Below are 1144 nucleotides of genomic sequence, written 5' to 3'. Positions count from 1 at the left end.
GATCTGTTTGGCGCTGCGGCTCCAGCAGGGCACGCGAAAGCCAAACTCGGTCAGCTTGCGCGCCACGCTCTGCCCCAGCACGCCGGCGCCGAGGATGCCGATGGTGAAATCATCCAGCGAGTGAGGATCGAGCGGCTGCCATTCCTGCCGCTGCTGCAGCGCCTGATACTCGTCGAAACGGCGGAAATAGCGCAGTACATAGCTCAGCGCATATTCCTGCATCTGCTGCGCCATGCCGGTATCCTCCAGCCGCAGCAGCGGCACGCCGGCGGGCAGCGTGCCGGGGTGTTTGCGCTCCTGATCAAGAATGGCATCGACGCCGGCGCCGAGGGCGAACACCGCTTTCAGATCGCGGCGGTTGGCCAGCATTTCGTGCGGCGGGCGCCACACCAGCGCGTAATCGGCTGGCCGCTCGTCGCCGCGCTGCCACTCGCGGATCTCGGCCTGCGGTAGGCGTTGCTTGATGCCGGCCAGCCATTCCTGGGCGTTAAACAAGGGGTGGTAATAAATGATGTTCATACTGCGGGCTCCCGTTTGTTTTTATTGGTTTTCCTCCAGCCTTCCGCGATTCGCCGCCGGATGCAAGCGTTAAAGCCCAAAATAAAAACAGCCCCGACCAGTGGGGCTGTTGCGCATACTCACCAATCAGGCGGCAGACGGGCCGTCGCGCCGGATAAGGCGCCGCAGCAGCGGAATGAGAATCAGCATCGCCACGCCGACGCCCGTCGCCCCCCAGCCCAGCGCGCTGAAGATTTCGCTGTAGCCGGGATTGGTTTGCAGCGGCGTGTTGCCGCTGTTTTCCGGCATCAGGCCGGAGACGTAGCCCGCCAACACCGAAGCGACGCCGGTCACCATCATCCAGCAGCCCATCATCACGCCCTGATAGCGCGGCGGCGCCAGCTTGCCGATCATCGCGTAACCGATCGGTGAGATCATCAATTCGCCAACGCTTTGCAGCACATAGCTGATGACGATCCATTTAAACGCCACCAGCCCGTCGCCGCCCGCCATGCTGATGCCCAGCGGCAACACCAGCATGCCGAGCCCGATACAGAAGAGGGATCCCGAGAACTGCAGCGGAATGTCGATGTTGCAACCGCGAGCGCGCAGGCGATTGAACCGCCAGGCCAGCAGCGGGCCACCC

General features: G+C 63.4%; 2 protein-coding genes. Both read right to left on the bottom strand.

Going from position 1 to position 1144, the window contains the following annotated elements:
- On the bottom strand, positions 1-519 hold a 519-nt coding region (locus SO140_RS45985), incomplete at its 3' end, for an NAD(P)-dependent oxidoreductase (RefSeq protein WP_498544205.1).
- A gap of 126 nt (positions 520-645) precedes the next feature.
- Positions 646-1144: POT-type proton-dependent oligopeptide transporter (locus SO140_RS45980; RefSeq protein ID WP_498544204.1), on the bottom strand; the 499-nt coding region annotated here is incomplete at its 5' end.

The organism is Bradyrhizobium sp. UFLA05-108 (assembly GCF_059803455.1).
Note: the sequence above shows the minus strand (reverse complement) of the source record. Positions and strands in the feature narration are given on the sequence as shown.